This is a genomic window from Streptomyces sp. NPDC004134, from assembly GCF_042874195.1.
In the GTDB taxonomy this organism is placed as follows: Bacteria; Actinomycetota; Actinomycetes; order Streptomycetales; family Streptomycetaceae; genus Streptomyces.
Genome location: NZ_JBIAMS010000001.1, coordinates 146818 through 168745, shown reverse-complemented (window position 1 = coordinate 168745; position 21928 = coordinate 146818). Strand labels below are relative to the sequence as shown.

Here is a 21928-nt window from a genome sequence, read left to right as displayed (position 1 = left end):
CAGGGTGCGCCGCACAACTTGGTCCAGACCAATGCGGGTGTCAAGTCTTCCCGTACGAGAGCCGCACCGCGAACGGCGCCGTCCGGCCCGCCCCCGCCCGGCCGCCGCGCACCCCAACCCTCTTTGCATAAAAGGTGTTTCCGCAGCCCACGTCCCGGTTATGGTGCTCAGAGCGTGTCTGAGACCGGTGGGGGGACGCCCGACGTGCCAACAGCCATCGCAGTCACCGGCCCCGACCTCGTGCTCCCCGCTCCCGGCCGGCACGGGCCGCTCGGCCGGCAGGGCCCGCCCGGCCTCCCGGGACCCACGGTGATGGCGCTGCGCCACCCGCGGGAGCAGCCCCTGGAGGAGGCGCTGGCGGAGGTGTCCGCCGTGCTGGAGCAGCACGGCTTCCTCGTCGTGCTCCACCCCGCCGCCGCCCCCGCCGAGGTGGTCCGCAGGCTGCACACCGTCCGGTCCGTGCTGGAGAGCGACCGGATGGCGCTGATCCCGCTGCCGTTACCGCCGCTGGCCGTCGCCGTCATCGCCCGCCAGTTGCTCCAGTTGTCCACCGCCGACCTCGGCGCCGGCGTGCTCGCCACCGCCGCCCGGCTGCTAACGCACTACATCCACGCGGGCGCCGTACTCGGAAGCGTCGCCAAGCTCGACCGGGTGCCGGTGACCCTCGGCGCGCACGCCCGCTCCTGGGTGCCGGGCACGCAGTTCGCCGTCCTCGCCGCGCCCCGCCCCCAGTTGGTACGGATCGGCCGCGACCCCGTGCCGCCGGGACCCGACTTCGCCACCGGGCTCGTGCACGCCTCCGGGCGCGCCGACGCGGCCTGGGTCACCGGCGAACTCGCCGCCGGCTGGCGGGTGCAGGCGATGGAGATGGCACCGCTGCCCGCGGCCTCCGCGCCCTGGTGGGCGACGGACAAGGTGTGCGAGTTCGCCGCCGGGATCACCGACCCGCTGGTGCTGAGCCGGCTGGTCGCCTCGGTGCAGCGGGCCCGCTGCTCGTGGTGCGGTCTGGAGATCATCGGCGACCGGTGCCTGCTGTGCGCCACCCCGGTGCCGCCGGGTCCCGCCGCCCCCTCGCCCCCGCTGCCGCAGTCCCTGCCGCAGCCCGTACCGCACCAGGGTGCGCCCCCGCCCGTCGCGCAGCCGCCGCCGCGGTCCGTACCGCAGCCGTACCACCAGCCCGCCGTCGGCGCGGCGCCACCGTCACCCCCCGAGATCAACCGTTGAGGTCCCGTCGATGAACTCACGCCAGCGTCGCGGCATCATCCTCGTCCTGCTGTCGGTCCTCGTCGCACTCGGCGCCTTCGCCGGCGTGCTGGCGTTCGTCAGCGACGTGGAGTCCAAGGTCGGCGACGAGGCCACCGCGTACCGGCTCACCACCGACGTCGAGGCGTACGAGCCGCTGGAGCCCGACCAGTACGAGAAGACGACCATGCCGAAGCGCTGGCTGCCCGACACCGCGGTCACCGACCCGGGCGACCTGGCCGGGAAGGTCGCGCTCACGCCGCTGAAGCAGGGCTCGCTGCTGCAGAGCGACATGGTCAGCGGGCGCCCGGACCTGGAGCCGGGACAGCAGGAGATCGCCATCATGATCGACGCCTCCACCGGCGTCGCCGGGAAGATCACGCCGGGCGCGCGGGTCAACATCTTCGCCACCTTCGACGCCCAGGGCGACGGCGACAAGCCCGTCTCCCAGGTGATCGTCGCCGGTGCCCGGGTCATCGACGTCGGCGAACTGACGCCCATCGAGCGCACCGGGGACGACGACCCGCGGGCCGACGAGGGCGAGGCCGTGCCGATCACCTTCGCCCTCGGCACCTCCGACGCGCAGCGCGTGGCGTACGCGGAGTCCTTCGCCACCCACGTACGCCTCGCGCTGGTCGCCCCCGGCGAGGAGGAGACCGACATCGCCCCCGAGGACCGCACGTACACCCTCGACGAGGACCGGTGAGGGGCCGCACATGACCATCCGCATCCGGCGAAGCGCCGCCGCCCCGCGGGCGTTCGGGACCCGGGGCGCGCCCCCGTGCGCGTACCCGGCGGAAGGGGGCGGGCGGCCATGACCGTACGCATCCAGCCCGTCATCGCCGACCCCGACGCGGCGCGCGCCACCGTCTCGCTGCTCCACCAACTGCCCGACGCCGAGGCCGCCGCGCCGATCGGCGACTCCGTCGCGCTGCTCGACCACCTCGCGACGCTCGCCGGCACCGGCGTGGCCGAACTGCCCGAGGTCGTCCTCGTCCACGAGCGGATCGGGCCGGTGCCCGCGCTGGAGCTGATCCGCGACGTCGCGCTGCGCTTCCCCGCCGTGGGCACCGTCCTCGTCACCGCCGACACCTCGCCCGCCGGCTACTCCGCCGCCATGGACGCCGGCGCCCGCGGCGTCGTCGGCCTGCCGCTGGCGTACGAGGAGCTGGCCGCCCGGGTGCAGGCCGCCGCGCAGTGGAGCGGCGGCGTCCGGCGCCACCTGGGCGCCGCGACCGGTCCCGAGGCGTTCGGCGGCCCCGGCGGCACGCTCGTCACGGTCAGCGGCGCGAAGGGCGGCGTCGGCACCACCGTCGCGGCGGTGCAGCTCGCGCTCGCCGCGCGGGCCGCGGGGCGGCAGGTGGCGCTGGCCGACCTCGACCTGCAGTCCGGCGACATCGCCTCGTACCTCGACGTGCAGTTCCGCCGCTCGGTCGCGGACCTGGCGGGCATCAAGGACATCTCCCCGCGCGTGCTCCAGGACGCCGTCTTCACCCACCACACCGGCCTCGGCCTGCTGCTCGCCCCCTCCGAGGGCGAGCGCGGCGAGGACGTCGACGACCGCGCGGCGCGGCAGACGCTCAGCGCGCTGCGGTCGCGGTACGAGGTGGTGGTGCTCGACTGCGGCAGCCAGGTGACCACGCCGAACGCCGCGGCCGTCGAACTCGCCGACGTCGCCCTGCTCGTGACGACGCCCGACGTGATCTCCGTACGCGGCGCGAAGCGCATGCTGCGGCTGTGGGACCGGCTGCAGATCCGCAAGGCGGAGGACACCGTCGTGCTGGTCAACCGGCTCACCCGGAACACCGAGATCCAGCCGTCGATCATCGCGCGGGCCACCGGGACGACGGTGGCGCGCACGGCGGTGCCCGCGGCGTTCAAGGAGCTGCAGCCGCTGGTGGACGCCGGGCGGCTGCAGGACCTGGAGCAGAAGTCGACGGTGCGGCAGGCGCTGTGGGCGGTGGCGGGGGAGCTGGGGCTGACGGTGGTGCCGGACCAGGCGGGCCCGGGTGCGGCCGGCGGTCCCGGCGGTCAGGGGGCGCACGGGGGCGGCGGGCAGCGGGCGCTGGGCGCGGGCGCCGGTCCAGGCGCCGTCGCCGCCGGCGGCCGAGGCCCGGGCCCCGCGCCCCAGGTCGCACCGACCGGCGCGAAGCCGGCGCTGCCGCCCGGTGCACCGGGGGCGCCGGGGGCGGACGCCGCGCCGGGTCCCGCGGCAGGGCGCGGGGGGCGCCGCTGGGGGGACCGCGGGCAGGTGTCGGTGGAGTTCGCCGGCATGCTGCCGCTGATCGCGCTGGTCCTCGTCGTCGTCTGGCAGTTCGTCCTCGTCGGCTACACCTACTCGCTCGCCGGCAACGCCGCCGACATGGCCGCCCGCGCCGCCGCCGTCGGCGACGACCCGGCCGCAGCGGCGCAGGAGGACCTGCCGGACGCCTGGGACGCCTCGGTGTCGGTCGGCTCGTCGAACGGCGTCACCACCGCCCAGGTCGATCTGAAGGTGCCGGTCCTCTTCCCGGGCGGTCTCGACTTCCCGTTCACGGTCAGCGGCACCGCGGGCGCGACGGACGAGGGAGGCTGAGGGTGGGCAGCGCACCGCGTACGAAGCAATGCCGCCGCCGGGACCGGGGGTCCGTGGCGATCGAGTACATCGGCTTCCTGCCCGTGCTCATCTTCATCGCGCTCGCCGCCGTGCAGTTGGGCATCGCCGCCTACACCGCCTCCCAGGCAGGCACCGCCGCCCGCGCCGCGGCCCGGATGGAGTCCCTGGACGACCCGCCGTCCTCCGCCGCGGCCGCCGGTGCCGCGGCGATCAGCGACTGGCTGGACGCCGGCTTCGAGGTCTCCTCCGGCGACGGCGAGGTCACCGTCACCGCCAGCGTCGAGATCCCGTCGCTCATCCCCGGAGTCGACAACTTCGGCTCGGTGGAGCGCAGCTCCACCATGCCGCGGGGGAAGGACTGACGATGAGCCTGCGGGCCCGTATCACCACCCCCGACCACACCACGGAGGGCCACGGCGAGACCCTCGTCCCCACCTACCGCGCCAAGCTGCTGGAGGAGATCGACCTCGCCGAGATGTCGGCGCTGTCGCCCGCCGAGCGGCGCGCCCGGCTGGAGCGGGTGCTGGGCCACATCCTCAGCCGCGAGGGCCCGGTGCTCTCCACCGCCGAGCGCTCGCAGCTCATCCGCCGCGTCGTGGACGAGGCGCTGGGGCTCGGCATCCTGGAGCCGCTGCTGGAGGACCCGAGCGTCACCGAGATCATGGTCAACGGCCCCGACCGGATCTACGTCGAGCGCGCCGGCCGGGTCGAGCAACTGCCCCTGCGGTTCGCCTCCGACGACCAACTGATGCAGACCATCGAACGCATCGTCTCCACCGTCAACCGCCGCGTGGACGAGTCGACCCCCATGGTCGACGCCCGGCTGCCCACCGGCGAGCGGGTCAACGTCATCATCCCGCCGCTGTCGCTGACCGGGCCGACGCTGACGATCCGCCGCTTCCCGCGCTCGTACACGCTCGCCGAGCTCATCGGCCTCGGCACCCTAGACGAGCACATGCTGCTGCTGCTCTCCGGCCTGGTCCGGGCGAAGTTCAACGTCATCGTCTCCGGCGCCACCGGCGCCGGGAAGACCACCCTGCTGAACTCCCTCTCCGGGCTCATCCCCGAGCACGAGCGGATCATCACCGTCGAGGACGCCGCCGAGCTGCAGTTGCAGCAGTCGCACGTCATCCGTCTCGAGTCGCGCCCGCCGAACGTCGAGGGCAAGGGCCGGATCACCATTCGCGACCTCGTACGCAACTCGCTGCGCATGCGCCCCGACCGCATCATCGTCGGCGAGGTGCGCGGCGGCGAGACGCTGGACATGCTGCAGGCCATGTCCACGGGACACGACGGCTCGCTGGCCACCGTGCACGCCAACTCCGCCGAGGACGCGCTGATGCGGCTGCAGACGCTGGCGTCGATGTCGGACGTCGAGGTGCCCTTCGAGGCGCTGCGCGACCAGATCAACTCGGCCGTCGACGTGATCGTGCAGCTCGCGCGGCACACCGACGGCACCCGGAAGATCGACGAGATCGTGATGCTGTCGTCCCGCGGCCGGGAGGTCTACCAACTGGTGTCCGTCTGCCGTTTCCGCGCCCTGCCGATCAGCTCGGACCGGATCGTACGGGGCCAGTTCGAGTTCTCGCCGCTACCGCGGCGCACCGGCGACCGCCTGTTCTACGCCGGCGAGCCGGTACCGCCGGCGTTCGGGGTCGCGCCCTCGGAGCGGCACCTGCAGACGCGGGAGGCGAGGTGATGGACCGCCAGCAACTGTTCGCGCTCGTCGTCGGCCTGTCGCTGCTCGCCGGCGCGCTCGCGGTGTGCGGCGTCGCCGTCTACGCCGCCGGCCGCGCCCGCCGCGCCGAGCTGCTCGACCGGCTCGCCGACGCCGGCGACCGGCGGCCCGGGCGCCGCTTCGCGGAGGTCGACCGGCGGGTGCGGCCGACGCGCGTCGGCCGCTATCTGGAGCGGCGCATCGCGACGACCGGACTGGACGTCACACCGGGTGAGTTCACGGTGTACGTGCTGGCCGGCGTCGCCGTGCTGTGGCTGCTCGCCGACGCGCTCTTCGCCGCGTTCTTCGGCCCGATCGCCGGGCTCATCGGGGTGTGGTGCGCGCACGCCTACCTCAACTGGCAGCGGCAGAAGCGCATCGAGGCGTTCATCAACCAGCTCCCCGACCTCTCCCGCATCCTCGCCAACGCCACCCAGGCCGGCCTCGCCCTGCGCACCGCGCTCGGCCTCGCCGCCGAGGAGCTGGAGGCGCCGGCCGGCGAGGAGCTGACCAAGGTCACCGACCAGCTCGCCGTGGGCGTACCGCTCGACGACGCCCTCGGCGACCTCGCCGAGCGGCTGCCGTCGCGCGAGCTGTCCGTGCTCGTCTCCACGCTGGTGCTCTCCAACAAGGCCGGCGGCCAGGTCGTCGGCTCGCTGCGGAACCTCACCGGCACCCTCAACGACCGCAAGGAGACCCGCCGCGAGGTGCGCACCCAGCTCTCGCAGGTCACCCTCACCGCGTACACCGTGCCCGTCATGGGCATAGGCACCCTGCTCCTGACCGACCAGGTGATGCCGGGGTCCATCGAGCGCATGGGCTCCTCGCCGCTCGGCCAGGGCGCGGTCCTGACGGCGGTCGGGCTGTACGCGCTGGCCATCCTGCTCATCCGCCGGCTCGCGAAGATCGACGTCTGAGGGGCCCGGGACTCACATGGCATACGGAACCCTCGGCCTGCTCCTCGCCGCCGCCGTCGGCCTCGCCGCCTTCGGCGTCCTCAGCGGCATCCGCGTCTACCGCGCGGAGGTCAAGCTCCCCAGCGACCTCCAGGTGGCCCTGGAGGTCGGCGCCACCCGCACGACCGTGGTCGGCTCGCTCATCGACCGGCTCGGGATGCGGTTCGCGCCGCTGGTGCTGAAGCTGATGGGCCGGCGGGCGGTGGAGAACAAGCGCCGCAAGATAGACCGCGCGGGCAACCCCGGCGGCCTGACGATCGACCGCTACGCCGCCCGCCGCGCCGTCTACGCCGCCATCGGCTTCGGCGGCGCGCTCACCCTGCTCTCCTCCGGCCAGTGGGTCGGCGCGCTGGTGCTGGCGGCCTTCGGCTACGGCTGGGCGGAGGTCGGCATCTGGGCGGCCGTACGCAAGCGGCGCGACGTCATCGAACGCACGCTGCCCGACTTCCTGGACGTCCTGGCCGTGGTGGTCAGCGCGGGGCTCGGCTTCCGGCAGGCGCTGGACCGGGTCAGCGAGCGCTACTCGGGCCCCTGGGCGGACGAACTGCGCATCACCCTGCGCCAGATGGACATGGGCGTCTCCCGCCGGCAGGCGTTCGAGGAACTGCGCCGCCGCAACGACTCCGAGCAGGTCGCCCAGTTCGTCACCGCGCTCCAGCAGGGCGAGGACCTGGGCGCGCCGATCGTCGAGACGCTGATACAGATCGCCACGGACCAGCGGCGCACGGACGCCCAGAACGCGCGCCGGCGCGCGTCCCGGGCGATCCCGAAGGCGACGCTGCTGATCACCAGCCTGATGGTGCCGGCGACGATCATCCTGCTGGTGACGGCGGTGTATCTGGGCTCCGGCTCGGAGTTCGGCGTGCTGACGGAGTAGCGGATGCAGCCTTGCGCGGCGGCGCTACGACACCAGCGGACGCACCTCCTCCCCCACCCACCGGACGAACGCCACCGGATCCGGCTCGTCGGCGGTCGGCTGGAGCACCACCGTCGTCGCCCCGGCCGCCGCCCAGCGGTCCACGGCGGCCGCGACCGCGGCGGCGTCCCCGGCGACATGGGCCTCCGCGGCCGGATCCCAGCCCATCCGGCGGGCGTCTTCGGCGAGCCGGCGCTCGGCGCCGGGCCCGGTGGCGACGAGGATCGAGGCGACGAGCGGATGCTCCCCGCCCCGCCCGGCGGCCGCCCGCCCGGCCCGTACCGCCTCGGCGGCCTCCTGCACCACCTCGGGGGAGGCACCCCCGGCGAGGATCGTCCCGTCGGCCGACTCCCCGGTGAGCCGCAGGGTCTTGGGCCCCGTACCCCCGGAGAACACCGGCGGCGCCGCGGCCGGCGGCCAGGCGAGCTCGACGCCGTCGAGCGTGACGTACCGCCCGTCGACGGTGACCTTCTCCCCGGCGAGCAGCGCGCGCAGCGCGGTCAGATGCTCGCGCAGCAACGTCAGCGGCGACGCGGCCCGCGCCCCCACCTGCCCCATCCACGACTGCACGCCGTGCCCGACCCCGAGCGTCACGCGCCCGGGGAAGAGCCGGTGCAGGGTGGCGGTCTCCATGGCGACCAGCGCGACGTTCCGCAGCGGCACGGGCAGGATCCCGATGGCGACGTGCACCCGCTCGGTCCAGGCGAGCACGGCGGCGGCGGTGGCGACCCCGCTCTCGTAGAAGCAGTCCTCCCACACCCACAACTCGTCGATCCCGGCCTCGTCGGCGGCGCGGGCCACGGCGCGAAGCTGCTCGGGAGGGAACTGGGGGATGAACACGGTGGCAAGTCTCGTCATGCGGCGACGGTACCCGGGACGGCCGACACCACCCGGGAGGCGGACATCCCGGGGTATTCCCCGCCGACCTCTCGCATGGGCGAGGGGGGTGTGGGACAGTCGGCAAGCGGCCGGTTACGCTGCGCACGTGGACGCGCCGCGGCGCGGGCCGCCGCAGGTGTAAGGCGGGCGGCGAGGGGGAGGACGGAAAATGGCCGTTCCTGACGCCAAGTCCGCTGTTACAGACCACAATTGGCTTGACGGACCGACGGCAACGGCCGCGTTGTCCGACTCCGGAGGTAGACCGCATGTGGAAACCCAACGACGTGCTGCTGAGGTCCCTGGCCGCCACCCAGCGGCTGCACCACGGCCGCAAGCGCGATCGGGGGCAGACAGCGGTGGAGTACCTGGGGATCATCGCGGTGGCCGTGGTGATCGTGCTCGTGCTGATCCAGTCGGGGCTGGGGGAGTTGATCCTCGGCAAGATCCAGGACCAGATCGGAAAGATCGGCTGAGGGATGACTCAGGTCAGGCGTTCCCGCTCTATATCGCCGGGATTGCGGGCCTGCTGTTCCTCGCCGTCGCGTACTTCGCCGTCGGTCAGGCGGCCGCGAACCGCAACGACGCCCAGGGCGCGGCCGACGCCGCGGCGCTGGCTGCGGCACATGACGCCCGCGAACAGTTGTCCGAAGGGCTGCTCGACACGCTCCTCGACCCCGGGTCGTGGGACGACGTCATCGGGGGCGAAGGCTTCGAGTACGGGTCGGCCTGCGCCGCGGCCGAGGACTTCGCCGCCAGGAACGGCGCGGACACGACCGCGTGCGACCGTGTTTACGACCCGGACGACGGCTTCGCCGTGACCGTACGCAACCGGGAGGCGGTGGGTGACACGCTCGTGCCGGGAACGGAGAGCAAACGCTCGGAGGCCACCGCGACGGCGGTCCTCGAATCCCGCTGCGACGTGCAGGAGCCTGACGACTCCGGGGGAGAGGACGACGGCCGGGACGGGGACGACGGCGGAGGCGGCGACGGCGAGGGCGACGGCGGTCGCGACGACGAGGACCGCGACAAGCCGCCGCTCGAACTCGACTGCGAGGGCGGCGACTGGTCCCTCGATCCGGACGACATCGACCTCCTTCCCGACCCCGAGGACCTCTTCTCCGTACGTCTCGTCGACTGAACTGCGAAGGAAGCTGGCAATGAGCATGAGGGGCACGAGCAGGGCGCGCAGGGCAGCCGCCACCGTGGCGCTGGCCGCGGCCCTGGCGCTCACCGCCGCGGGCTGCGGCAGCGGCGACGACGGCGACGCGAAGTCGTCCGACACCTCCGAGACGTCCGGCGGAGGCGACTCCGACGCCAAGGGTGAAGGGCAGCAGGACGCCGACGACGAGGAAATCCCATCGGACCCGATCGCCGAGGTGAAGAACAAGGAGGGCATCGTCCTTCGCATACTGGAGCTGAAGCGGGACGGTGGCGGGTTCGTCACGCTCAACGGCGAGCTGGAGAACACCGGCACCGAAGACTTCCTCCACATCCAGGACTGGTCCGGCCGGGAGCAGGGCGCGGACAAGTCGTCCCTCATGGGGGCGACGTTCGTGGACTCGGAGGGCAAGAAGCGCTATTACGCCCTGCGGGACACCGAGATGCGGTGCCTGTGCACTTCCGGCATCGCGAGCCTCGACGCCGGGGAGACCCTGACTGTCTACATACAGTTCCCCGCCCCGCCGGACGAGACAACCGAAGTCGAGTTCCAACTCCCCACGTTCCCGCCGGCCAACCTAGAGATCTCCGAATGAGGTGAGGACCGCGATGCCCTCCCGGACTGCCGTAGCGCTCGCGCTCGCCTCCTTTCTCGCCGCCTCTCCCGGTGTCGCGCACGCGCTCCCCGCACAGGACGACGTCCCCGTCCCCTCCTCGCCGCCCGGGACCAGTACCTCCGCCCCGCCGCCCGTCGAGACCGACGCCAACGACCCCGATCTCCAACTGGAGGACGGCGCCACCCTCGACGAGCCCAAGGTGCTGGACATCGTCTCCGTCGTCGAGACCCAGGGCGGCGAGGAGCGGCGGTCCGACTCCAACTCGACCATCACCATCGCGCTCCAGGCCGAAGTCCTCTTCCCCAAGGACAGCGCCCGGCTCACCGGCCAGGCGCAGTCCCGGATCGCCGCCATCGCCGACGAGATCGAGCAGAACAGCCCGGACACCGTCCGCGTCTTCGGCTTCACCGACGACCTCGGGTCCTACGAGCACGGCGTCACGCTCTCCAAGAACCGCGCCAACGCCGTGCACCAGGAGCTGACCAACACCCTCCAGGCAGCCGACATCACCTACGTCGTCCGCGGCTACAGCGAGGACTACCCCATCGCCGACAACGCCACCGAGGAAGGCCGGAAGCAGAACCGGCGGGTCGAGGTGAGCTTCCCCCGGGGGCAGTGACCCGGATGTCCGTCGTGCCCGGTATGCTCGCCTCGGCGCGCCTGCGTACCGGGAGGGGGCGAGGACCGCGTGACCTTCGTGGGGCGGGTGCTGCGGGTTGCCGGTGTCGTCGCCGGTGCCGCGGTGGTGCTGGGCGGCGTGCTGTGGCTCGCCGACGACGTGTTACGGGGCCTGCCCGCCGACTCCGCCCAACTGCGCCCCGCCGCCGGGCGGTCGGCCGGCACGTCGGCCTACGCCCCCGCCGAGTTCGCCGAGCACGTCACCGGGGTCGAGACCGAGTGGGAGGGCGACACCGCGGTGCGTACGGTCATCTCCACCGACCTCGCCGACGACGCCGCCGGCCGCCGGATCGCCGCCGGCATCAAGGTGGCGCACATGCAGCAACTCCTCGCCGACTGCGTCGAGAAGCTGCCCGTCGTCGTCGTCAACGACCGCGAAGGCGACGAGATCCGCCACGGGGACGTCCTCGGCTTCTCCCGGCAGCGGGGCGACGACTGCCCGGGACGGGCGGCCCGGACCTCCTGAGCCCCGCTCAGAACCTGCGCACCGTCCCCGGCGTGCGCGTCGCGTACACCGTGAACGCCGCCCACGCCTCCGGCGTGAACGTGAGCACCGGCCCGTCCGGCGTCTTGGAGTCCCGTACGTGCACCACCCCGGCTCCTGCGGCGACCTCCACGCACTTGGCCCCGGCCCCGCGGCTGTAGCTGCTCCTCCGCCATTCCAGGCCGTCAGGGCCGTGCTCGGTGCTCATCGGTCTCCCCGCCGTATGTCACGTACCGCGCGCCGGACCACGACGCGCCCAAGGCCGCCCAATGCGGGCACAAACCTCGAAACGAATGACGACACGGAACGGCACTTAGTTCCCGTAGAGCCCGTTGTTACCGCTTCTTCCGCGCGTTCCCGTCAGCCGGCGGCGCGTTCGGCGTCGGCCGGCCGCGCGTTCCCCGTCGCTCCCCGCGCGTTCCCGGCCCGCCGGCCGCCCGTTCCCGCCGGGCCGCCGGCCGCCGGCTCCGCCTCACACACCCTGCCGCCCCCGCGCGCCGCGGCAGCAGGCGGTGCCGTCCGGGCCGCGGCGGACGAGGAGACCTGCCGCCGGGTCGGGTACGGCGTCCAGCGCCGCCCGTACGCCCGGCAGCCGGCGCCACGCCTCCCCGTCGCTCTCCTCGCGGAACGCGATCTCGAAGACGATCCCGTCGGAGTGGACGTGCCACTCCCAGGTCGATGCCTTGTTGCTGATCGCCGACTCGACGAGCGCGTACTCGTACGCGTCCTTCCACCGCAGTGCGGAGGAGTGCGCGTCGAACACCTCGATGGACCACCAGTCGCCCATGGCTGCTTCCTTCGGCTTCCCGCCGCGGTCTTCGCCGGTTCTTCGGCCCACCACCGTAGGCCGGGTGCCGCGCGCGTACCAGGGGCGCTCGGGGTGCGTCGGGGGGCGTTGGCCCGCGGGCCAACGGCGGTCCACCACCGGTCAACTCCCGTGCGCTCCCCGGGTGTCGGGCTCAGCCCTCGATGAGCCGCTCCAGCACCGCCTGGAACTCCCCGTCCACCATGATCTTGATGCCGTCCTCGTCCATCGCGCTGAGCCGGGTCAGCGCACCGGCCCGCCACCAGTAGACGTCCGGCGTGATCCGCCCGACGCCCTCCTCGAAGCCCGCCGCGGCGAACTGCGCGAGGGTGTTGAGGCCGGCTATCACATGCCGGTCGCGGATCGCGTGGAACGCGAGCTGGTGCCGGAACGGCACCGCCACCAGCGCCCCGTCGGTGCTCAGGCCGCGGCCGGTGATCCGGGGCACCAGCTCGTCCAGCGTCAGCACCAGGCTGGCCGTGAACATCGACTCGCCCATCACCACGTCGACGCGGGCGCCCTCCTCCTGCTCGATCGTCTCGTGCGCCTCGACGCGCAGCCTGCGCAGGTTGTCCAGCGCCCGCGCCCGCAGCACGGCGACGTCGCCGAAGGGCTCCAGCGAGGAGCGCGGGAGGACCATGACGCTCTCCGGGAGGTCGAGCGCCAGCACCTCGCGCAGCCCCTCGGCGAGCGGGCGCGCGTAGTCGAAGCCGTCGGGTCCCGTCATCTCGTCGGGCAGCAGCCGCGGGTAGAGCTGGGAGCGGAACTTCTCCGCCGGCATGGTCTCCAGCACCGAGGGGCCGTCCATGGCCCGCAGCATGATGCCGATGTGGCGGCGGGTCAGCTCGGGCCAGACCCGTGGCCCGCGGGTGTCGTTGTGGCAGACCGCCGCCAGGTTGCCCAGGCCGAACTGCCGGCCCGAGCTGTCGGTCACCGCGTCCGCGCCGACCGTCACCTCCAGGCCCTGCTCGGCGAAGGCCGCGTGGACCCCGGCGCGAAAGCGGGCGCCCTCGTCCTCGGAGAAGAACTCGAACGAGGCGTCGCGCGTGGTGTCCCGCCCGTCGCGGCGCGGCTTGCGACCGAATATCCCCACGGTGGTGCCCCCTGTACGTCCGTACGTCGTCCGCGCCTCGCCCCGGCGCGCGGGCCGCGATCACGGTCGTTTTCGATCGTAGCGAGCGCCGCCGACGCTCCCGCCGCCCGGTCAGCCCGCCCCCGCCGGGGCGGGGCCGACGCCCAGCCGCACCCCCGGCCGGACGCCCCAGCCGGCGAACGCACCCGCCTCCGCCTCCAGCACGTGCCTGGCCCGCAGCCGGGGGCGGCCGAGGCGTCCCGGGGGCATGGTCCGTACGGCCAGGACCGTCAGCCGGCGGTCGAGGTACGCGACGTCGATGGCGAAGCGCATGCCGAGGGTGTGGACGCCCTGGGCGGGGGTGAGGAGGAGGGCGCCGGCGAGGCCGTCGCGGCCCAGCAGGCCGCGGCTGCGGCGGGCGAAGGAGGACGCCACCTCCAGCGGCAGCGGGTCCGTGCCGGTGCCGACGGTGAGCGCGGCCGGTCCGTCGGGCCAGGCGGGCATCGCGGGCCTCCCCCCGAGGTGTCGCTACGGGCCGGAAGCCACCCTGTACGCTCCCCGGCTCCGGCCCCGAGCCGCCACCGTACCGCCGCGGGCCCGCCGCCGTACCGTCGTGAACCCGCCGCCGTACGGCCCCGGGACCACCGCCGACCCGCCCCTGCCCGGCCGCCGGGAGCGCCGTTAGGCTCACCCCGTGCTCGCCGTCCTCCTCGTCGTCCTCGCCGCCGGCTACGGCGCCGCCGCCGGGGCCCTGCTGCCCCGGGCCGCCTACCGGCTCTCCGTGGCCGCCGAAGAACCGTGGCGCGACCGCTGCCCGCAGGACCACCCGCTGCCCGGCTGGGCCGGCCCGGCGGCGTGCAAGGAGTGCGGCGGCAGCCCGTACGGGCTGCGCGCCTGGCTCCCCGCCACCGCGACCGCCGCCGCCTGCGCCGCGCTGGCCGCCGCCACGGGACCCGAGCCGGAGCTGGCGGTCTGGCTGCTGCTGGCGCCCTTCGGGGTACTGCTCTTCGCCGTCGACCGGGCGGTGCGCCGCCTCCCGGACGTCCTGACGCTGCCGCTCGCGGGGGCGGCCGTGGTGCTGCTGGGGGGTGCGGCGCTCGTAGGAGGCGCGGGATCGTGGACGCGCGCCCTGCTGGGCGGCCTCGCGCTGGGGGCGATCTACTTCCTGCTCTTCTTCCTCAACCCGGCCGGCATGGGCTTCGGGGACGTGAAGCTGGCGCTCGTGCTGGGCGTCGCGCTCGGCTGGTACGGCTGGGACGTGCTGTTCACCGGCTCGTTCGCCGGTCTGCTGCTGGGCGCGGGGTACGCGATCACCATGCTGGCGGCCCGCCGGGTCGGCCGGAAGACGGGCATCGCGTTCGGCCCCTTCATGATCGTCGGAGCCTTCGCGGGGCTCGTCGTCGGCGGACTGGCGGCCGGCTGAGCGGCGCGGGGACGGTCCGCCCGTACGCCCTGCACGCCCCCCGAACCCCTCCCGTGAGCCGCGAACCGCCCCGTGCGAGTGACCTGATCGCAGCGGAGTTCGTATACGGAACGTCACCGTACGAGCACTTTTCGAGGTGACCCGTCCGTTCCGGTACTGAGCACCCCTCACCCTGGGTTATGGTGGAACTCCCCCCCTCGGGCCGGTCCGTATCCCCCCCACGGACCGGCCCGTTCCCTTTCTCCGGACGACCCCTCCCGGCGCCGCCCGGTACCGGCTTGTCAGCCGCGTCCGGCCCAGATGTTGACGCCGCTCGTCGTCTTCGCGAACCCGTCGATCTCCGCAAGCTCCGCCGCCGTCAGCTCCGCCGCGCCCAGCGCCGCGACGTTCGCCTCCAACTGCGCCACGCTCGACGCGCCGATGAGCGCAGAGGTCATCCGCGGATCCCGCAGCACCCAGCCCAGCGCGAGCTGCGCCAGCGACTGCCCGCGGCCGCGCGCGATCTCGTTCAGCCCGCGCAGCAGCCGCACCACCTCGTCCGTCAGCAGCTCCGGATCCAGCGACTTGTTCTGCGCGGCCCGCGAGCCGGCCGGGATGCCGTCCAGGTACTTGTCGGTCAGCATCCCCTGCGCCAGCGGCGCGAAGGAGATGCAGCCCATGCCCTCCGCCTCCAGGGTGTCGAGGAGTTCGTCCTCCTCGGTCCAGCGGTTGATCATCGAGTAAGAGGGCTGGTGGATCAGCGGCCGTACGCCCATCTCCCGCAGCAGCCGGGCGGCTTCGCGCGTCTGCTCCGCGGTGTACGAGGAGACGCCGACGTAGAGCGCCTTGCCCTGCTGCACGGCGGACGCCAGCGCGCCCATCGTCTCCTCCAGCGGGGTGTCCGGGTCGTAGCGGTGCGAGTAGAAGATGTCGACGTAGTCCACGCCCATGCGGCCGAGGGACGCGTCCAGCGACGACAGCAGGTACTTGCGCGAGCCCCACTCGCCGTAGGGACCGGGCTGCATCAGGTAGCCCGCCTTGGTCGACAGCACCAGCTCGTCGCGGTACGGGCGGAAGTCGGCGGCGAAGATCCGGCCGAAGTTCTCCTCCGCGGAGCCGGGCGGCGGGCCGTAGTTGTTCGCCAGGTCGAAGTGGGTCACCCCGAGGTCGAACGCGCGCCGCAGGATGGCGCGCTGCGATTCCAGGGAGCGGTCGTCGCCGAAGTTGTGCCAGAGACCGAGGGAGATCTCCGGGAGCTTCAGGCCGCTGCGACCCGTCCGGCGGTAGGTCATCGCGTCGTAGCGGGTGTCTGCTGGCAGGTAAGGCAAAAGACTGTTCACAAAACCTGCCTATCACGAACCCGGTGCGCCCCTGTGACAGGACTGTGGCACAACGGGAAGTACTGTGGCGCCTTCCGGGGGGTGTTCCGAACGTACGACGGAAGGGCTGAACGCCGGATGACCTGGCGCGGCATCGTGTATCGCGTGTACGAGAAGCGGCTGGAGCGCCGTCTCGACCCGGCCCGTGTGCCCAAGCACATCGGCGTCATCCTGGACGGCAACCGTCGCTGGGCCCGCGCCGCGGGCGGCACCACCGCGCAGGGCCACCAGGCCGGCGCCGAGAAGATCCACGAGCTGATCCGCTGGTGCCGCGAGACCGACGTCGAGGTGCTCACGCTCTGGCTGCTGTCGACCGACAACCTGGACCGGCCCGAGCCCGAGCTGAACCCGCTGCTCGCCATCATCGAGGAGGCCGTCTCCGGCGTCGCCGGGCGCGGCGGCGCGCAGGTGCACCACGTCGGCAACCTCGACCTGCTGCCCATGCGGACCCAGCGGATCCTCAAGGAGGCGGAGGAGGCCACCCTCGACGTGGTCACCGGCCCCGGCAGCGGCGCCGTCCTGGTCAACGTCGCCGTCGCCTACGGCGGCCGGCAGGAGATCGCCGACGCCGTCCGCTCGATGCTCGGCGACGCCGCCGACCAGGGCAGGTCGCTCGCCGACGTGGCCGAGACCGTCGAGGTGGAGCACATCGCGCAGCACCTCTACACCCGCGGCCAGCCCGACCCCGACCTGGTGATCCGCACCAGCGGCGAACAACGGCTGTCCGGGTTCATGCTGTGGCAGTCGGCGCACTCCGAGTACTACTTCTGCGAGGTCTTCTGGCCCGCGTTCCGCCGCGTCGACTTCCTCCGCGCCCTGCGCGACTACGCGGCCCGCCACCGCAGGTTCGGCGGCTGAAACCCCCGCGGCGCACGCTTTAGCACGTATCCACCGTTACGGCCCCTCGGCCACAGGCATTGCATGCCCCGGGGCTCGCGAGGGAATATCCGTGCTAGCAGGCGGTCCACCGCACCGCCCGCCCGGGAGGGCCCTTTGCACCACGTGCCGCATCACGAGGTCCGTGCGCAGCGCACCATCGCACGTACGGACGGAGCGGAGGGCCGGGGCCCGGTCCTGCGCGCCCGCGTGGCCGCACGGGTCCGGACGCCCGGCCCGATCCCCGCGACTCCGTCGCGTGCCGACCTCATCCGAGGGGGTTCGTCCATCCGTGGTGAACAGCAAGAAGCCTGACCGGCGCACCTACGTCCTCGACACGAGCGTCCTGCTGGCCGACCCCATGGCCATGGCGCGGTTCGACGAACACGAGGTGGTGCTGCCCGTCGTGGTGGTCACCGAGCTCGAGGCCAAGCGGCACCATCCGGAGCTGGGCTACTTCGCCCGCCAGGCGCTCCGCCAGCTCGACGAGTTCCGGGTCAAGCACGGCCGGCTCGACGCCCCGATCCCGCTCGGCGACCTCGGCGGCAGCCTCCGCGTGGAGCTGAACCACACCGACATCGGGGTGCTCCCCGCCGGTTTCCGCCTGGGGGACAACGACTCCCGCATCCTGGCCGTCGCGCGCAATCTTCAGGCCGAGGGGCAGGACGTCACCGTCGTCTCCAAGGACCTGCCGCTGCGCATCAAGGCGTCGTCCGTGGGGCTGGCCGCCGAGGAGTACCGCGCGGAGCTGGCCATCACGGACTCCGGCTGGACCGGGATGGCCGAGCTGATGCTCAGCGGCGAGCAGGTCGACGACCTCTTCGCCGCCGAGGTCGTCTCGGTGCCCGAGGCGGACGACCTGCCGGTGCACACCGGGCTCGTGCTGCAGTCCGAGCGCGGCCGGGCCCTCGGCCGGGTCACCCCCGACGGACGGGTCCGGCTGGTCCGCGGCGACCGGGAGGTCTTCGGGATCCACGGCCGCAGCGCCGAGCAGCGGATCGCGCTGGACCTGCTGGTGGACGAGGACGTCGGCATCGTCTCGATGGGCGGCCGGGCCGGCACGGGCAAGTCCGCGCTGGCGCTGTGCGCGGGCCTGGAGTCGGTGCTGGAGCGCCGGCAGCACCAGAAGGTGATGGTCTTCCGCCCGCTGTACGCGGTCGGCGGCCAGGAGCTCGGCTATCTGCCGGGCACCGAGGCCGAGAAGATGAGCCCGTGGGCGCAGGCGGTCTTCGACACCCTGTCGGCGGTCACCTCGCGCGAGGTGATCGAGGAGGTCATCGCGCGCGGCATGCTCGAAGTGCTGCCGCTGACCCACATCCGGGGCCGCTCGCTGCACGACTCGTTCGTGATCGTCGACGAGGCGCAGTCGCTGGAGCGGAACGTTCTGCTCACGGTGCTCTCGCGGATCGGGACGAACTCCCGCGTCGTCCTCACCCATGACGTGGCGCAGCGGGACAATCTGCGCGTCGGCCGCTACGACGGCGTGGTGGCCGTCGTTGAAAAGCTGAAGGGGCACCCGCTCTTCGCGCATGTGACGCTCAACCGCTCCGAACGGTCGCCGATCGCCGCGCTGGTGACCGAAATGCTGGAAGACGGCCGGGTATAACGGGATACTGCTCCCCGTGCTACTTCCCGAACGTGTGAACTGGGCGCAGCAGCTTAGCTGTTGCGCCCAGTGCTACGCACGGGTTTCCGTCAACAGCGAGGGGCAAACGCGGTGTGAGCTTTCCCACTGGACGGGGAATTGCGTCCGGGTGTCCGTCTCCGGCAGAGTCTGGGACTCGTCAGGCCCTGCGTACGGCCCCGCACCGACCCCGGTGCAGCACGACTCAACTGAACAGAGCCGCCGTACGCCGCCCGAGCGCAGTACCGGTCCCCGCGGACGCGGGGGCTGCCGGGCCCGCGCCTCCCGTGACCAGCCGGACCGCCATCGTCGGCGGCCCGGAACAAGGGGAGGCCAGTGTCAGGGGCAGGGACGCGTCCGCGAGGTCACCGAAGCGGGCGACGCTGGAAGGACTTTGTGTGAGCCGGATTTCGGTCCGGGGTTTCGCCGTGGCTTCCGCCACCGCGGTCACCTCTGTCGGCGCTGTCGTCGGCGTGGCCACGGGCGCGGAGAAGGGCGACGACTCGACGGCCAACGTCGAGGCGACCGCCGCCGACGCGACGCTCCTCGCCGACGTACCCGCTGGCGCTTCCGCCCAGGTGCAGACCGCCTCCCTCACGGAGCAGGCGGACGCCCAGGCGGACGCCGCACACACGGACGCCCGTAAGGCGGCCGAGGAGGCGGCGCGCAAGTCCGCCGCCCAGGCCGCGGAGGAGAAGAAGGAGGCCGCAGAGCGCAAGGCGGCCGAGGAAGCAGCCGAGAAGGAGCGGGAGGCCGCCGAGGCCGCCAGCCGCTCGGCCGCTGCCGAGTCCGAGTCGGCTTCCGCCGACGCGGGCGACTTCGCTCCGCAGTCGTCCTACTCCGTCGCCGACGTGCAGGCCATGGCCCGCCAGATGGTGCCGGCCGACCAGTACCAGTGCTTCAGCAACATCGTCGACCACGAGTCGGGCTGGGACTACACCGCCACCAACCCGAGCTCCGGTGCGTACGGGCTGATGCAGGCGCTGCCGGGCTCGAAGATGGCCTCGGCGGGCGCCGACTGGCAGACCAACCCCGCCACTCAGATCGAGTGGGGCGTGAACTACATGAACGACCGCTACGGCAGCCCCTGCGGCGGCTGGGAGTTCTGGCAGGCCAACGGCTGGTACTGAACCCCGGCGCGCATCCCGCGCCGCGCGTACGCGAAACGCCCCCGGCTCCGCCGCCGGGGGCGTTTCGCATGCGTACGGAACCGCCGCTCCCGTCCGGCACGTCCTAGGGTCTGTCGTCAATCTCGCGTCGTTCGCCCGTAGGGCGGGCGGCGCGGCGTCTGGTGCGTGCGATCGCAAGGCGGAGGGGCGACCGCATAGTGGGCCTATTCGGTCGATCCCGACAACGCGGCGAGCGTGCGTGCCAGGCGTCGCGCCGCAGACGGGAGATTGGGGACAGGCCCTAGATGACCGGAGCAGACCCCTGCTGTACGCACGGGCCGTGTACGGTCGTGCGGGTGACGGACGGGACTGCGGCGGGACCGTAGGCGGCGTGAGGACTTCTATGTCGAAGATGACGGACTGGCTCGGCGGGGTGGGCGAGCGAGCCAGCCGGATGGCGGAGCGGCGCCGGGCCGCGGCCGCCGCCGGGGCGGAGAAGTCCGCGTCCGGGCAGCCCGCCGTCGAGGACACCCCCCAGGACGTGGTCGCCGAGCCGGCCGCCGCCGCCCGGCCCCCGGGGCCGCCGCCGCGGCCCGCGCCGGCCAGCGTGGTGCCGTGGGGGGTGCGGGTCGCGGCCGAGGTGGGCTGGCGGCTGCTGGTCCTCGCCGGCCTGATCTACGTGCTGATGCAGGTCATCAGCGTCGTCAGCCTCGTCGTGATCGCCTTCGCGGTCGGCCTGCTGGTCACCGCGCTGCTCCAGCCGACCGTCGCGCGGCTGCGCCGCTGGGGCTTCAGCCAGGGGCTCGCCACCGCCACCACGTTCATCGGCGGCTTCGTCGCGATCGGGCTCATCGGCTGGTTCGTGGTCTGGCAGATCATGGAGAACATCGACGATCTGACCGACCGCATCCAGCAGGGCATCGACGACGCGCAGGAATGGCTCATCGACGGGCCGTTCCACGTGCAGGAAAAGCAGATCAACAACATCGGCAACGAGATAAGCGACTGGCTGGGCGAGAACTCCAGCGAGGTCACCTCCGCCGGTCTCGAAGGCGTCTCGTACGTGCTGGAGTTCTTCTCCGGCGCCGCCATCGCCGCGTTCGTCACCCTCTTCCTGCTCTACGACGGCGAGCGCATCTGGCGCTGGTGCCTGAACTTCGTGCCCACCGACGCCCGCGACGCGGTGGCGGGCGCCGGGCCGAAGGTGTGGGCCACGCTCACCGGCTACGTCCGCGGCACGGTGCTGGTGGCGCTCATCGACGCCGTGTTCATCGGCATCGGCATCTTCATCCTCGACGTGCCCATGGCCGTCCCGCTGGCCGTGCTGATCTTCCTCTTCGCGTTCGTGCCGCTCGTCGGCGCGCTGGTCTCCGGCGCGCTCGCGGTGGTGGTGGCGTTCGTGACGAACGGGCTCGTCACAGCGCTGCTGGTGCTCGGTGTGGTGCTCCTGGTGCAGCAGATCGAGGGGCACGTACTCCAGCCGTTCATCCTCGGCCGCATGGTGCGGGTGCACCCGCTCGCGGTGGTGCTCTCGGTGGCCATCGGCACGCTCGTCGCGGGCATCCCGGGCGCGGTGGTGGCGGTGCCGCTGATCGCGGTGCTCAACACGGCGGTCGGATACCTCAAGGCGTACCACCGGGAACACGCGGCGGATCCGGGACCGCCGCCGTACGGGTCGACGGTCCTGGAAATCTCACCGGCCACGCCGACCGACACCCCCGCGCCCGGCTCGGACGAGGAGACGGCGGAGGCCGCGGCGGCGACGCGGGAGGGCCCGGAGGCCGGGGGCGGCGACCAGAAGAGCTGACGCAGGGCCGGGTGCGGGGCGCTCGCCGACGACGGGCCGGCCGCGGTCAGCCGGCGCCGAGCGCCTCCTGCGCGTCGAGGACGGTGCCGGCGGCGTGCACGAGCGCGGCGACCTTCAGCGCCTCCTGCACCGTCTCCCGGTCCGCGCCGGTACGCCGCAGCGCGGCCTCGTGCTCGTCCAGGCAGGCCCCGCAGCCGCCCACGGCGGACACGGCCACGCACCACAGCTCGTAGTCCGCCTTCGGCACGCCCCGGGCGCCCAGCACGTTCGTCCGCAGCCCGGTGCGCAGATGGCCGTAGCCGGGGTCGGAGAGCAGGTGCCGGGCGCGGAAGAAGACGTTGTTCGCGGCCATCGCCGCGGCGGCCGCCCCGGCGGCCTCGTACGCCTCGGGCGTCAGCCGCCGCCGCGCCTCCGGCGCCACGGCGCGCAGCACGGCGGCGGAGCGTACGGCGATGGCGCAGGCCAGCAGGGCGCCCCACAACTGCCGTTCCGGCAGCGGCCCGTCGTCGACGACCGCGGTGAGGTTGCGGCGCAGGTCCCCGGCGTAGCCGGGGAGGGCCGACTTGAGCGCGTCGAGTGCCACGCGCCCGACCCTACAGAAGGTGCGGACC

Annotated in this window: 24 protein-coding genes; 17 read left to right on the top strand and 7 right to left on the bottom strand. The window is 73.2% G+C overall.

Annotated features, from left to right (window positions below):
• Window positions 1-240 precede the first annotated feature (240 nt).
• The 7 genes from ACFYVJ_RS00725 (at window position 241) to ACFYVJ_RS00695 (ending at window position 7388) form a co-directional block, all read left to right on the top strand.
• On the top strand, window positions 241-1224 hold the full coding sequence (locus ACFYVJ_RS00725; RefSeq protein WP_388886108.1) for a hypothetical protein: 984 nt from the start codon (window positions 241-243) through the stop codon (window positions 1222-1224).
• A 10-nt stretch (window positions 1225-1234) separates the two neighbouring features.
• The gene (cpaB, locus tag ACFYVJ_RS00720; RefSeq protein ID WP_388885040.1) at window positions 1235-1948 is read left to right on the top strand and encodes a Flp pilus assembly protein CpaB; all 714 of its coding nucleotides are present in this window, start codon (window positions 1235-1237) and stop codon (window positions 1946-1948) included.
• A gap of 108 nt (window positions 1949-2056) precedes the next feature.
• Window positions 2057-3817: a CpaE family protein gene (locus ACFYVJ_RS00715; protein ID WP_388885038.1), complete on the top strand. Its 1761-nt coding sequence runs from the start codon at window positions 2057-2059 to the stop codon at window positions 3815-3817.
• Window positions 3818-3819: 2 nt separating this feature from the next.
• Entirely contained in the window at window positions 3820-4200 is a 381-nt protein-coding gene (locus ACFYVJ_RS00710; protein WP_388885036.1) for a TadE/TadG family type IV pilus assembly protein, read from the top strand.
• Between the two features lie 2 nt (window positions 4201-4202).
• Entirely contained in the window at window positions 4203-5537 is a 1335-nt protein-coding gene (locus tag ACFYVJ_RS00705; RefSeq protein ID WP_101421891.1) for a CpaF family protein, read from the top strand.
• Window positions 5537-6472 carry a type II secretion system F family protein gene (locus tag ACFYVJ_RS00700; protein ID WP_388885034.1) on the top strand — a complete coding sequence of 312 codons (936 nt, stop codon included), beginning with the start codon at window positions 5537-5539 and terminating at the stop codon, window positions 6470-6472. Before ACFYVJ_RS00705 ends, ACFYVJ_RS00700 begins: the two co-directional genes overlap by 1 nt.
• A 16-nt stretch (window positions 6473-6488) precedes the next feature.
• On the top strand, window positions 6489-7388 hold the full coding sequence (locus tag ACFYVJ_RS00695; protein ID WP_388885032.1) for a DUF5936 domain-containing protein: 900 nt from the start codon (window positions 6489-6491) through the stop codon (window positions 7386-7388).
• 24 nt (window positions 7389-7412) lie between these two features.
• On the opposite strand, the gene ACFYVJ_RS00690 is transcribed toward ACFYVJ_RS00695, so the two are convergent.
• The gene (locus tag ACFYVJ_RS00690; RefSeq protein ID WP_388885030.1) at window positions 7413-8285 is read right to left on the bottom strand and encodes an LLM class flavin-dependent oxidoreductase; all 873 of its coding nucleotides are present in this window, start codon (window positions 8283-8285) and stop codon (window positions 7413-7415) included.
• 287 nt (window positions 8286-8572) lie between these two features.
• Between ACFYVJ_RS00690 and ACFYVJ_RS00685 the strand changes: the two genes are divergently transcribed.
• From ACFYVJ_RS00685 to ACFYVJ_RS00665, 5 genes are all read left to right on the top strand, one after another.
• Entirely contained in the window at window positions 8573-8779 is a 207-nt protein-coding gene (locus ACFYVJ_RS00685) for a hypothetical protein (RefSeq protein ID WP_047017773.1), read from the top strand.
• Window positions 8776-9444: a pilus assembly protein TadG-related protein gene (locus ACFYVJ_RS00680; RefSeq protein WP_388886106.1), complete on the top strand. Its 669-nt coding sequence runs from the start codon at window positions 8776-8778 to the stop codon at window positions 9442-9444. The genes ACFYVJ_RS00685 and ACFYVJ_RS00680 overlap by 4 nt, the downstream gene beginning before the upstream one ends.
• A gap of 19 nt (window positions 9445-9463) precedes the next feature.
• Complete coding sequence (locus tag ACFYVJ_RS00675) at window positions 9464-10060, top strand: hypothetical protein (protein ID WP_388885028.1); 597 nt, start codon at window positions 9464-9466, stop codon at window positions 10058-10060.
• Window positions 10061-10073: 13 nt separating this feature from the next.
• Window positions 10074-10700 carry an OmpA family protein gene (locus ACFYVJ_RS00670; RefSeq protein WP_388885026.1) on the top strand — a complete coding sequence of 209 codons (627 nt, stop codon included), beginning with the start codon at window positions 10074-10076 and terminating at the stop codon, window positions 10698-10700.
• A gap of 69 nt (window positions 10701-10769) precedes the next feature.
• The gene (locus ACFYVJ_RS00665) at window positions 10770-11225 is read left to right on the top strand and encodes a hypothetical protein (RefSeq protein WP_388885024.1); all 456 of its coding nucleotides are present in this window, start codon (window positions 10770-10772) and stop codon (window positions 11223-11225) included.
• A gap of 7 nt (window positions 11226-11232) precedes the next feature.
• Here the strand turns inward: ACFYVJ_RS00665 and ACFYVJ_RS00660 are convergent, their stop codons facing one another.
• The 4 genes from ACFYVJ_RS00660 to ACFYVJ_RS00645 form a co-directional block, all read right to left on the bottom strand.
• Window positions 11233-11451, bottom strand: coding sequence for a DUF397 domain-containing protein (locus ACFYVJ_RS00660; RefSeq protein ID WP_026276051.1), 219 nt, complete (start codon window positions 11449-11451; stop codon window positions 11233-11235).
• 264 nt (window positions 11452-11715) lie between these two features.
• Complete coding sequence (locus ACFYVJ_RS00655; protein ID WP_388885022.1) at window positions 11716-12030, bottom strand: hypothetical protein; 315 nt, start codon at window positions 12028-12030, stop codon at window positions 11716-11718.
• A gap of 172 nt (window positions 12031-12202) precedes the next feature.
• Window positions 12203-13141 carry a hypothetical protein gene (locus ACFYVJ_RS00650; protein WP_388885020.1) on the bottom strand — a complete coding sequence of 313 codons (939 nt, stop codon included), beginning with the start codon at window positions 13139-13141 and terminating at the stop codon, window positions 12203-12205.
• Window positions 13142-13252: 111 nt separating this feature from the next.
• A complete protein-coding gene (locus ACFYVJ_RS00645) occupies window positions 13253-13624 on the bottom strand; it encodes a DUF192 domain-containing protein (protein WP_388885018.1) in 372 nt (123 codons plus the stop codon).
• Between the two features lie 190 nt (window positions 13625-13814).
• On the opposite strand from ACFYVJ_RS00645, the gene ACFYVJ_RS00640 reads away from it, so the two are divergent.
• Window positions 13815-14543, top strand: a complete 729-nt coding sequence (locus ACFYVJ_RS00640; RefSeq protein WP_388885016.1) for a prepilin peptidase — start codon at window positions 13815-13817, stop codon at window positions 14541-14543.
• A 281-nt stretch (window positions 14544-14824) separates the two neighbouring features.
• On the opposite strand, the gene mgrA is transcribed toward ACFYVJ_RS00640, so the two are convergent.
• The gene (mgrA, locus tag ACFYVJ_RS00635) at window positions 14825-15862 is read right to left on the bottom strand and encodes an L-glyceraldehyde 3-phosphate reductase (RefSeq protein ID WP_388885014.1); all 1038 of its coding nucleotides are present in this window, start codon (window positions 15860-15862) and stop codon (window positions 14825-14827) included.
• A gap of 117 nt (window positions 15863-15979) precedes the next feature.
• Between mgrA and ACFYVJ_RS00630 the strand changes: the two genes are divergently transcribed.
• The 4 genes from ACFYVJ_RS00630 to ACFYVJ_RS00615 all read left to right on the top strand — a co-directional run bounded on the left by ACFYVJ_RS00630 (window position 15980) and on the right by ACFYVJ_RS00615 (window position 21317).
• The gene (locus ACFYVJ_RS00630) at window positions 15980-16759 is read left to right on the top strand and encodes an isoprenyl transferase (RefSeq protein ID WP_388885012.1); all 780 of its coding nucleotides are present in this window, start codon (window positions 15980-15982) and stop codon (window positions 16757-16759) included.
• A 310-nt stretch (window positions 16760-17069) separates the two neighbouring features.
• Window positions 17070-18383, top strand: coding sequence for a PhoH family protein (locus ACFYVJ_RS00625; protein ID WP_388885010.1), 1314 nt, complete (start codon window positions 17070-17072; stop codon window positions 18381-18383).
• Between the two features lie 416 nt (window positions 18384-18799).
• Window positions 18800-19531, top strand: coding sequence for a transglycosylase SLT domain-containing protein (locus tag ACFYVJ_RS00620; protein WP_388885008.1), 732 nt, complete (start codon window positions 18800-18802; stop codon window positions 19529-19531).
• 382 nt (window positions 19532-19913) lie between these two features.
• Complete coding sequence (locus ACFYVJ_RS00615; protein WP_388885006.1) at window positions 19914-21317, top strand: AI-2E family transporter; 1404 nt, start codon at window positions 19914-19916, stop codon at window positions 21315-21317.
• A gap of 46 nt (window positions 21318-21363) precedes the next feature.
• Here ACFYVJ_RS00615 and ACFYVJ_RS00610 read toward each other — a convergent pair whose 3' ends face one another.
• Entirely contained in the window at window positions 21364-21900 is a 537-nt protein-coding gene (locus tag ACFYVJ_RS00610; protein WP_388885004.1) for a carboxymuconolactone decarboxylase family protein, read from the bottom strand.
• Window positions 21901-21928: the final 28 nt, after the last annotated feature.

What these genes read in the sequence shown, in the direction of transcription:
- cpaB (WP_388885040.1), top strand. Translation starts at nt 1,235, where the DNA reads ATGAACTCACGCCAGCGTCGCGGCATCATCCTCGTCCTGCTGTCGGTC.
- ACFYVJ_RS00715 (WP_388885038.1), top strand. Translation starts at nt 2,057, where the DNA reads ATGACCGTACGCATCCAGCCCGTCATCGCCGACCCCGACGCGGCGCGC.
- ACFYVJ_RS00705 (WP_101421891.1), top strand. Translation starts at nt 4,203, where the DNA reads ATGAGCCTGCGGGCCCGTATCACCACCCCCGACCACACCACGGAGGGC.
- ACFYVJ_RS00700 (WP_388885034.1), top strand. Translation starts at nt 5,537, where the DNA reads ATGGACCGCCAGCAACTGTTCGCGCTCGTCGTCGGCCTGTCGCTGCTC.
- ACFYVJ_RS00695 (WP_388885032.1), top strand. Translation starts at nt 6,489, where the DNA reads ATGGCATACGGAACCCTCGGCCTGCTCCTCGCCGCCGCCGTCGGCCTC.
- ACFYVJ_RS00690 (WP_388885030.1), bottom strand. Translation starts at nt 8,285, where the DNA reads ATGACGAGACTTGCCACCGTGTTCATCCCCCAGTTCCCTCCCGAGCAG.
- ACFYVJ_RS00685 (WP_047017773.1), top strand. Translation starts at nt 8,573, where the DNA reads ATGTGGAAACCCAACGACGTGCTGCTGAGGTCCCTGGCCGCCACCCAG.
- ACFYVJ_RS00675 (WP_388885028.1), top strand. Translation starts at nt 9,464, where the DNA reads ATGAGCATGAGGGGCACGAGCAGGGCGCGCAGGGCAGCCGCCACCGTG.
- ACFYVJ_RS00670 (WP_388885026.1), top strand. Translation starts at nt 10,074, where the DNA reads ATGCCCTCCCGGACTGCCGTAGCGCTCGCGCTCGCCTCCTTTCTCGCC.
- ACFYVJ_RS00660 (WP_026276051.1), bottom strand. Translation starts at nt 11,451, where the DNA reads ATGAGCACCGAGCACGGCCCTGACGGCCTGGAATGGCGGAGGAGCAGC.
- ACFYVJ_RS00655 (WP_388885022.1), bottom strand. Translation starts at nt 12,030, where the DNA reads ATGGGCGACTGGTGGTCCATCGAGGTGTTCGACGCGCACTCCTCCGCA.
- ACFYVJ_RS00645 (WP_388885018.1), bottom strand. Translation starts at nt 13,624, where the DNA reads ATGCCCGCCTGGCCCGACGGACCGGCCGCGCTCACCGTCGGCACCGGC.
- ACFYVJ_RS00630 (WP_388885012.1), top strand. Translation starts at nt 15,980, where the DNA reads ATGACCTGGCGCGGCATCGTGTATCGCGTGTACGAGAAGCGGCTGGAG.
- ACFYVJ_RS00615 (WP_388885006.1), top strand. Translation starts at nt 19,914, where the DNA reads ATGTCGAAGATGACGGACTGGCTCGGCGGGGTGGGCGAGCGAGCCAGC.